The 8,294-nt window shown below is 49.4% G+C and carries 7 protein-coding genes; 1 reads left to right on the top strand and 6 read right to left on the bottom strand.

Going from position 1 to position 8,294, the window contains the following annotated elements:
* Window positions 1–582 precede the first annotated feature (582 nt).
* From H8B09_RS07170 to H8B09_RS07145, 6 genes are all read right to left on the bottom strand, one after another.
* A complete protein-coding gene (locus tag H8B09_RS07170; protein ID WP_191202711.1) occupies window positions 583–942 on the bottom strand; it encodes a cyclic-phosphate processing receiver domain-containing protein in 360 nt (119 codons plus the stop codon).
* Window positions 943–1,007: 65 nt separating this feature from the next.
* Complete coding sequence (locus H8B09_RS07165) at window positions 1,008–2,798, bottom strand: ABC transporter ATP-binding protein (protein ID WP_191202710.1); 1,791 nt, start codon at window positions 2,796–2,798, stop codon at window positions 1,008–1,010.
* Window positions 2,795–4,552 carry an ABC transporter ATP-binding protein gene (locus tag H8B09_RS07160; RefSeq protein WP_191202709.1) on the bottom strand — a complete coding sequence of 586 codons (1,758 nt, stop codon included), beginning with the start codon at window positions 4,550–4,552 and terminating at the stop codon, window positions 2,795–2,797. The genes H8B09_RS07165 and H8B09_RS07160 overlap by 4 nt, the downstream gene beginning before the upstream one ends.
* Window positions 4,549–5,019, bottom strand: a complete 471-nt coding sequence (locus H8B09_RS07155; protein ID WP_191202708.1) for a hypothetical protein — start codon at window positions 5,017–5,019, stop codon at window positions 4,549–4,551. Before H8B09_RS07155 ends, H8B09_RS07160 begins: the two co-directional genes overlap by 4 nt.
* Before the next feature lie 183 nt (window positions 5,020–5,202).
* Window positions 5,203–7,068, bottom strand: coding sequence for a glycoside hydrolase family 9 protein (locus H8B09_RS07150; protein ID WP_191202707.1), 1,866 nt, complete (start codon window positions 7,066–7,068; stop codon window positions 5,203–5,205).
* A 171-nt stretch (window positions 7,069–7,239) separates the two neighbouring features.
* Window positions 7,240–7,848 (bottom strand): transglutaminase-like domain-containing protein, encoded by a 609-nt coding sequence (locus H8B09_RS07145; protein ID WP_191202706.1) that lies wholly within the window; start codon window positions 7,846–7,848, stop codon window positions 7,240–7,242.
* 159 nt (window positions 7,849–8,007) lie between these two features.
* Between H8B09_RS07145 and H8B09_RS07140 the strand changes: the two genes are divergently transcribed.
* Window positions 8,008–8,283, top strand: a complete 276-nt coding sequence (locus tag H8B09_RS07140) for a hypothetical protein (protein WP_191202705.1) — start codon at window positions 8,008–8,010, stop codon at window positions 8,281–8,283.
* Window positions 8,284–8,294: the final 11 nt, after the last annotated feature.

The raw sequence follows: 8,294 nt of genomic DNA, 5'->3' as shown, positions 1-8,294 counted from the left end.
CCTAGGCGCGTCCAGTAACACTGGGTTCATCTTCTTCTCTGCATTTTCTTCGCGACTTCTTCTTCGTATAGAATGCTGTTTGGGTTCTTCTTTGAATATCTCTTCGGCAATGTCGCCTAACTATTATGTCTCTGCATTTCGCAAATCTACTCTTTAGTCCGTATCTTCTGAATTTCATTTTGTTGATTGAAGTGTCTGTATCTGTGAAGTTTATAAGTGTTGTACCGAATCATTTTCTGAAACGCGGTGATTTCCTTCAACTTTGACTCGTGAACACCCTTCTTGTCCTATACAGCTGGAATTACCACTGCGATATACTTACTTAATAAGTATTCTACTATAATATCCCAGATTATAGGTATCATTATATTCTCCCCTTGCTACCTTTTAAGTTCTTGTCATCGTCTTCATTCCGCTTGCCACCACCTAAGCGGGCACACTTGCTCATCTCCCAGCTAACGGCATCTTAGCAACTATTAAAATAGGACAACCACAAATCTCTGACAGACCTAATAAAACAAAGAGCCCGCGAGGCGCTCTTCGAGTTACTAACATGGTTTTGGGTGCAACATCTACACATCTTTATCCTGAATATTTGTTTACAGTAATCGGATAATGATAGATTTCAATATCCTCAGCAATGAAACCGCGTCTTTGCGCCGCTAGCAGCGTTTCATACATATTCCGTCTTCCTACTGGATTGTCGGTATGGAGATAAATCTTATTAGCCCTTAAGCCGTTCTCACAAATGTACTTCACAAGGTCATATCCGTTAGGTAACTCGCCCCCACGCTCATCTTCTCCTAAGTCATGATCAAGCGTCAGGATGTCAACATCATGAGTTTCAAGCAAATCTATGGCTTCTTGATAGTTCCGAGCCAAAACGAATCCATCAGGACAGTCACGAAGATCGTCTACATACAAATTAATAGTACGTGTCACCTCTATTACTCCCCTCTCTCCTATACTATTCCCCTGCCAAGGATCCTTTGTATGAATTAGCAGTTCTACACCGCCCTAGCATTCGGCTGCTGAAACAGCATCCGATACAACTCGCTCCGCTCCCACAACTCCTCATGCTTACCTTCATCGACTACTCTTCCGTTATCCATCAGCACAATCCAATCCGAAGGTTTGACCGAGGAGAATCGATGCGCGATAACGATAAACGTCCGCTCACCAGCCAACTGTTCGAGCGCTGCATTAATCTGTACCTCCGAAGCATGGTCAAGCATCGAGGTCGCTTCATCGAGTACGACAATACTCACCTTGGACAAAATGACACGCGCAAGCGCCAAGCGTTGGCGCTGACCACCCGAGAGCTGCACGCCTCGCTCGCCAATCATCGTCTCGTATCGTTCCGGTAGCTGATTGACGAACTCGTCCATATAGGCGAGCCTACACGCTTCTTCAAGCTCGGCGCCGCTCGCGTCTGGCCGAGCAAGACGTACATTGTCCGCGATGGACATATTGAAAATCGCCGGGTCCTGCATGACGACGCCAATCTCACTCCGAAGCGCCGATGTCCGCAGCTCATTAACACACTGGCCGCCAACCTTCACTTCACCAGCGGAAGGCTCGTACATGCCGAGCATAAGCTTCGCAAGCGTGCTTTTGCCCGAACCGCTTCGTCCAACGAGCGCCACACGAGATCCTCGTTCTACACGGAGCGAAACATTCTCTAGCGCATCGCGATCCATGCCCTCATAACGATAACTTACATCTCGTAACGTAATGGCATGCAACGATTCACCCCACTCCGCACTTAGCGTTGCTTTTTCCCCACCCTCATTAATAGGCTCGTTATCCGACTTCTCAACATCTCCGATCATCTCCTTCACCCGTTCGAGCGAAGGGATATCGCTTGCAAGCTGCAGATCCATCTCGGTGATCTTGCCAATGTGAGAGAAGAACTGTTCGTAGTACATCATGAACACTAGCAGCGTACCGATCGACAAGTCCCCATAGATAATCAGCAATCCGCCAATGAAATACACATTCATTCTTGTAATGAAGAAGTCCTTCACGGCTTGGAACGATCGGTTACCGTACCAGTACATATGCTGGCGGAAGAACGCCTTGGATATGGCATGCCAATGTTCTGTAAATTGCAGCGTCACACGTTTCTCCATACCGCTCGCCTTAATTTCTTTCCAGCCGCGCAGCGAGTGAGCAAGCCAGCCTTCATATTGGCCGAACCGATGACGTAATTGCTCGGACGTCCGTCGAGCGCCTGAACCAAGCCAACGAACCATCCAGAACGATAAAGGCACCATTAGCATGCCGAACAACGTGAGCTGCCAGCTGAACACGAACATCATCACGCCGCCAACAATCAAGTAGGACCAGCTAAACCCATAGTCTAGCAGCTGCTTACTGAAGAACCGATCGACCGCATCGACATCCTGTTCAATCCGATTTTTCATATCGCCCTTGTTCATCCGCTCGTATTGGGCGAACGGCATCCGTATATATCGGCTCCATACTGCTCGACGCAGTGTGAATGTCAGTCTGTTGGACAGTCGATTACCCGCAACCGTCTGTCCGCCTCTTATCGCACTGTCCAGCACATAGATGCCAACATACCCGCCGCAAATCCACCAGAGCGCGTGCAGATGCTGTGCGACCATCACCTGATCGACTAGCTGCTTGAACAGAAGCGGCGTTAGCATGCCAAGCGCCAATAGCAAGAGCTGTAAGCCCGCAAGTCCGAACAAAAGTCTGCGCTGCTTCCGCCATACGCCCTCAAAAGCACGCAGCCACGTCAATCGCTGCATGGACCAACGTTTCTTCTTCATACGGCCGCCTCCTCCAGCTCCGAATATTGGTCTTCGAACAAGATGCGATACGCGTCGCTCGTACGAAGAAGCTCCTCATGCGGTCCATACGCAACAATCTGTCCATCCTCCAGCACGGCTACCTGATCCGCTTCGAGAATCGTCGACAGCCGATGCGCAATAATCAGAACCGTAGTTTCATCGCCAATCTGCCGCCAACCCGCCTTCACAGCATGCTCGGCTTCACCATCAAGCGCCGAAGTTGCCTCATCGAACACAACAATACGTTTCTGATTAAAGAAAGTTCGCGCCAGCGCGATTCGCTGCTGCTGTCCACCTGACATCGTTACACCGCTTGATCCGCCATACGGTGTATCCAGCCCGGCTGGCAGCCGCATAATCTCTTCAGCAATCGATGCCTTCTGGCATGCAGCCCACAGTTCTTCATCCGTTCGTGAGCCACAGCCCCATAGTAGATTCGAACGGATGGTTCCTTCAAACAGATACGGTTCCTGCAATGCAGCCCCAACCGCTTGTCGGACAGATGCAAGACTGCATGCTGAGATCGGTACACCGTCAATCCGAATCTCGCCTTCATCCGGTTCGTACATACGGAGCAGCAACGAGACGAGCGTGCTCTTGCCTCCACCGCTCTTACCGACAATCGCGACGGTCTCGCCGCCGCGAATTCGTAAATTAACGCCCGACAGCACTGACGTATCGGGCCGATAGCGGAAGGAGACGTTGTCGAACACGATGTCTCCACGCATCACTTCCAGCTTCGGCGCATCTTTCATCGCCGGTTCCGTCTCCTCGCTCAACAAGTGAATGACACGTGCGAGACTGACTTTATTTTGCTGAAGACGGCCATTCGCTCCACTCATATTCCGAAGCAATCCATTCGCCCGGGAGAAGTATTCGATCATCGCAATGAATCCCCCAAGCGTTAGATGACCGTTCACAATAAGCAAGCTCGCCACAATGTAGAGAGTAAGATCCGAGACGAGCGTCACGAACGCAACCGCCCGATCGGTGCCGAATTGGATGGCGCTCGTTTTATTTTTCAAACGCATATAGGTGACGACACTATCAACAAACTGACGAGAAGTATAGCGTTCAGCGCCCATCAGCCGAATATCTCGCAGACCGGACAGCATTTCGACGCACCAGCCCATTAATTTGCCGTATTGCTTGCGTTGTGCATCCATCCGCTTCTTCGTTGCTTGCGTGAAAGCGAGCGTTGTGAAGGTAACAATAGGAACAACAAGGATCATAAGCAGACCTAGATACAGATTGGCATACAGCACGAACCCAATCGCCGTCATAAGCCGAAGCGCATTGGCCGACAGGTAGAAAATATTCCAATGAATCAGGTTCATCGCTTCTTCCGCATCCCGGTTGATGACCGTCATCATCTCACCTGTACTGCTCGAATGAAAGTACGATGCCTTCAGCGACACGATGCGTTCATACAGCCGTTTACGGATATCGAATGTGAAACGGGTAACCATGTACGTCCACACGCTGTTCAGGACGAGATGAAGTCCTTGCTCTGTCAGATAGATGAGACCATAGCCGATAACGATAAATTTGAAGAAACCCAGATTCCGATGGTAGAACACTTCGTCGACAAGCATACCGAACAGGTACGGATAGACCATTCCGATAACAGACGTCACTAGTACGCAAATGAATAGATTCAAGAAACTTAGCTTGTATCGCCGAATAATCGGCCATAAGGCTGTCAGCACACTTCGAAGCGAGACATTGGTCATTGTTCGTCTCCCCCTTTACGGCCGAACAGTTTCTCCTTCACCGATTGCCGGCCTATTGGAATATCAACGGTAATGGACGGTGAGTCTGTCTTCGCTTCCTTAACTGCAAGCTTCCACTGCGAAGCATCCGTGCGAATAAGTACGCTGCTGCCTACTCCTCCCGCTTCGATACTCGCGACTTCTCCGTCGTAACGTTCCCCGCTATTTCCGACATACCAGACTACGGCATCTCCTGCTTTGAGATCCGCTTCGGCCTGCATTCGATCAAGCTTGGCAGCAAGCATTGTAACGCTTGTCCCATCTTGTGTATCCATAGGCTGAGCCTGTACCGAAGCGTATTCGCGTACTGTAATGCTGTTTATCAGCAGTGTAAGTCCTGCGATGAGTGCGACAATAAAGAACAGTGCTGCAATCGGTGTTCGGATGAATAGATTGAAATACCACTTCCACAATTTCGTCCTAGTCATGACAAGACGCCGCCCTTTTCTACAAAATGGTACAAATCACGATAATCTACATCCTACTGAAAGATTACTATTTTGTAAATCTATCCTTTTTTTACCCTGTAATTATTGTTATAAACAGACTGGTTTACAAAATATGAAGAAGCCTCCGGATCGGAGGCTTCTTCTGTTAACCGTATGATTCAATTATTGCTGCGGCATTGCAAGATACGATGCTACGAAGATCGCCGGTGCGTTCCAATAGATCGCTATCTCGTTCGTCGAATAACTCTCCTTGTCGTCCACATAGGCTTTCATTGGGAAGACATCTGCTGGAAGCTTCGCTTCCGCTGTCGGGTCCTGACGCCCTGCATTCGGTCCCCCTGCGACTAGGCCAGGCACCGGATCGGTCACACCATCTGCTATCGATGGACGATGATGCGGATTCATAACCGGCTTGGAACCAAAGCCCGTCACATAACTTTGATCAAGCGCATTGCGTCCCATCAAATAATCGAACAGATTATGCGCGGTCAACAGATAGTCATAATTCGGTTGAAGTTCGTTCGCGATAATGAGAACGGTCGCCTTTTGCATAACACCCATATTGCTTCCCCAATAATAGTCACTGCTGTCTACTGGGATGCCAAAGCCGTTTGTTTCCGCCTGAGTGACCAAAGTATTGGCGTTATCCGTTATGGCGCTGCGAAGCGCACGCTGCACACTCGAATCCGCAAGCTTCTCATCCATGAACGCATAGGAGATCGTTCCGAATCCGCTCATATCAGCCCAACCTAACCCCATGCGGCTCTGCTGCTTGTAGTTGGCTTTGACATAGTCATGATAGACCGATTTGCCTGTTGTTCGATATAACTCGACTGCAGCCCAGAAGGTTTCATCGCTCGCCGACTCATCTCCGTATTCACCGGTTACGACGTCTGATGGATTGTGGAAGCCTGGCGCGTTCGGATTGTTCGCGAGCCAATTCCACGCTTTCTCGGCCGCTGCAAGCATCTCCTTCGCATACTCGTCGTCATAACTCTCATAAATACGAGATGCCATTGCCATCACTGCGGCAAAATCACCGGTTGCCGTCGGCGACACAGGCAGCACATACAGATTCTCATGAACCGTCTCCGGCATCACGAAGCCTTCGAACCCTTTGTTCGTCACCTTATGGTAGACGCCGCCGGATTGCGTATCTTGCATTTTGAGCAGCCAATCCAGCTCATATTTCGCTTCATTCAGCACGGCAGGTCCAATCGCGCCTTGGGGAATATCGGATTTCATGTCCTTGTAGCCCTGCGGGAACAGCTCATAACCCATCAGCATGAATGCGACCGCGTTGGCGCCCGGCGAGGAATAACGGCCGTAATCGCCCGCATCATGCCATCCGCCGGTTACATCCAGCTGCTTCGACTGATCCTCATACAATGTAGCGATCTCCAAGTGACACGCATCGTGGGTATACTCGCCAGCTGCGTCTGCTTCCAACGCAGTACCGCACCGCTGATAGTACAATCCTTTCAACAAGGCGTCCGCCACATTGCGATATACGTCAGTACCGATTGTAAAGGTATAGGATTTGCCGTAGCCGGGAACCTCGACATAATAGCTGCCGGGCTTGTCTACAGAAGTGAAGTCTGCTTTATAGACCAAATCGCCGGACGTGAAGTCGAGGACGGGTTCGTCTGCTTTGCCATCTCCGACGCCTTTCCCTTGCAATTTGCCCGTGTAGACGGCCTCGCCGCTATCCGCATCAACAAGCTGGAAGCTGTCGAAGTGAAAACCTTGACTCGTAATAATAGCTGCCTTCTCATCCTTCGGACGGAAGCCAAGCTGATTGATATGGATCGCACCCGCGCCCTTGCCTTGGTATTCGGCCGGATTGGATGCGCCTTTCTCCTGCCAATCTGCTGCCGCTTGTTCGGAAGTCTGATCCGTCTGCTGCTGTTCGGTCGTTGCTGACTTGTCTTGCGGTTGCGATTCGCTAGATGACGCAGAATTATCGCAGCCTAGCAATACTGTGCACATAGCGAGTGTGAGAGCTAGAGCACTCCATGCTCGTTTCAAGAATGTTCCCCCTTTGTTATATCTGACACATATGGGATGAAATCCCCTTTTCCCCACATTACAACAATACCTTTGTTAGGTAAACGCTTTCTTGTCAACATAATAGAAGAAATCAAACAAAAAAAGCTGCATGCAAGCAGCTTCTGATCCTATTCACTATCAGCTTCCAGATTATAACTGTTCCGGCAAGCCATGCTGATACATCTCCACGCAATTCGTATTGCGCTTCAAGGTTTCGATCGTTGCCGGATGCGGATCGGAGTATATGATCGGGTAATCAACTTCCCCATACTCGTGACGGACTGGAAATGCAAGACGTTCTTCTGTCAATGAGAACTCCGCTTGAACCCCGGGTTTATTGCCTCTTGCATCCAATCGGATCCATCTATCCAGCTCTGAGATAAAGACTGCGTTCAAAGCATGAATGCAATATCCGGTGTCCGGCGTGTCACCTAATGTAATACGCTGATAGCAGAAACCGACCGGTATCTCTGCTCGGCGCAAAATCGCACTAAGCAGGTTAGCTTTTGCATAACAAATGCCTTCTTGAAGCGTAAGGACTTCCGATGCGGCGCAGGTCACTCGCGTACTCCGGATATCCCAAGAATGGTCGATCTCGTCTCTCACGTACTCAAAAGCCCTTCTTATGAAATCGACTGAATCAGATGCCTCTGCGTTTAATCTAGCTGTAAGTTCTGCAATTAATGAATCCGTATAATCGACTTCTTCTGTCTCCTTCAAATAGTCGCTCCATTGGTCCGAGTCGCATACAAGGTTCAATCTCCCCACCTCACCCTATCATCGATTGAAATATGGATAACATTGGTTGGATACATTGAATTATTATACATATATATGACTAAATATACAACCTTAAAAAGTGCAACTTCTTCGCTCATAACGCGTCGATAGATTATCCCGCTTTAAAGGAGTGCAGCCATGAGAAAACCTTTCAAGCAAATCGCAGTTGCAATCTTATTCGCAATGATCGCAACCCTCATTTTCGATTACTGCTGGACTTCCAAATCCGAAGCGCTGCAGATCGCCGAGCGATATAACGCAGCGGAATCGTTCAAATGGGAGGTCAGCGAAATCAACAGTGAACGGGGTCATTGGATCGTACACCTAACGCCAGTAGAACAAGTGAAAGAAGCCGCGTGGCTGTATATCGACAAATGGATGGGTAACATCGATCATTTAACAACGACGGAGTAACCATCCCCCAT

It is taken from the genome of Paenibacillus terricola (genome assembly GCF_014779765.1).
GTDB lineage: Bacteria > Bacillota > Bacilli > Paenibacillales > Paenibacillaceae > Paenibacillus_T > Paenibacillus_T terricola.
The sequence above is the reverse complement of the archived record's forward strand: the minus strand, read 5'-3'. Positions and strand labels throughout refer to the sequence as shown.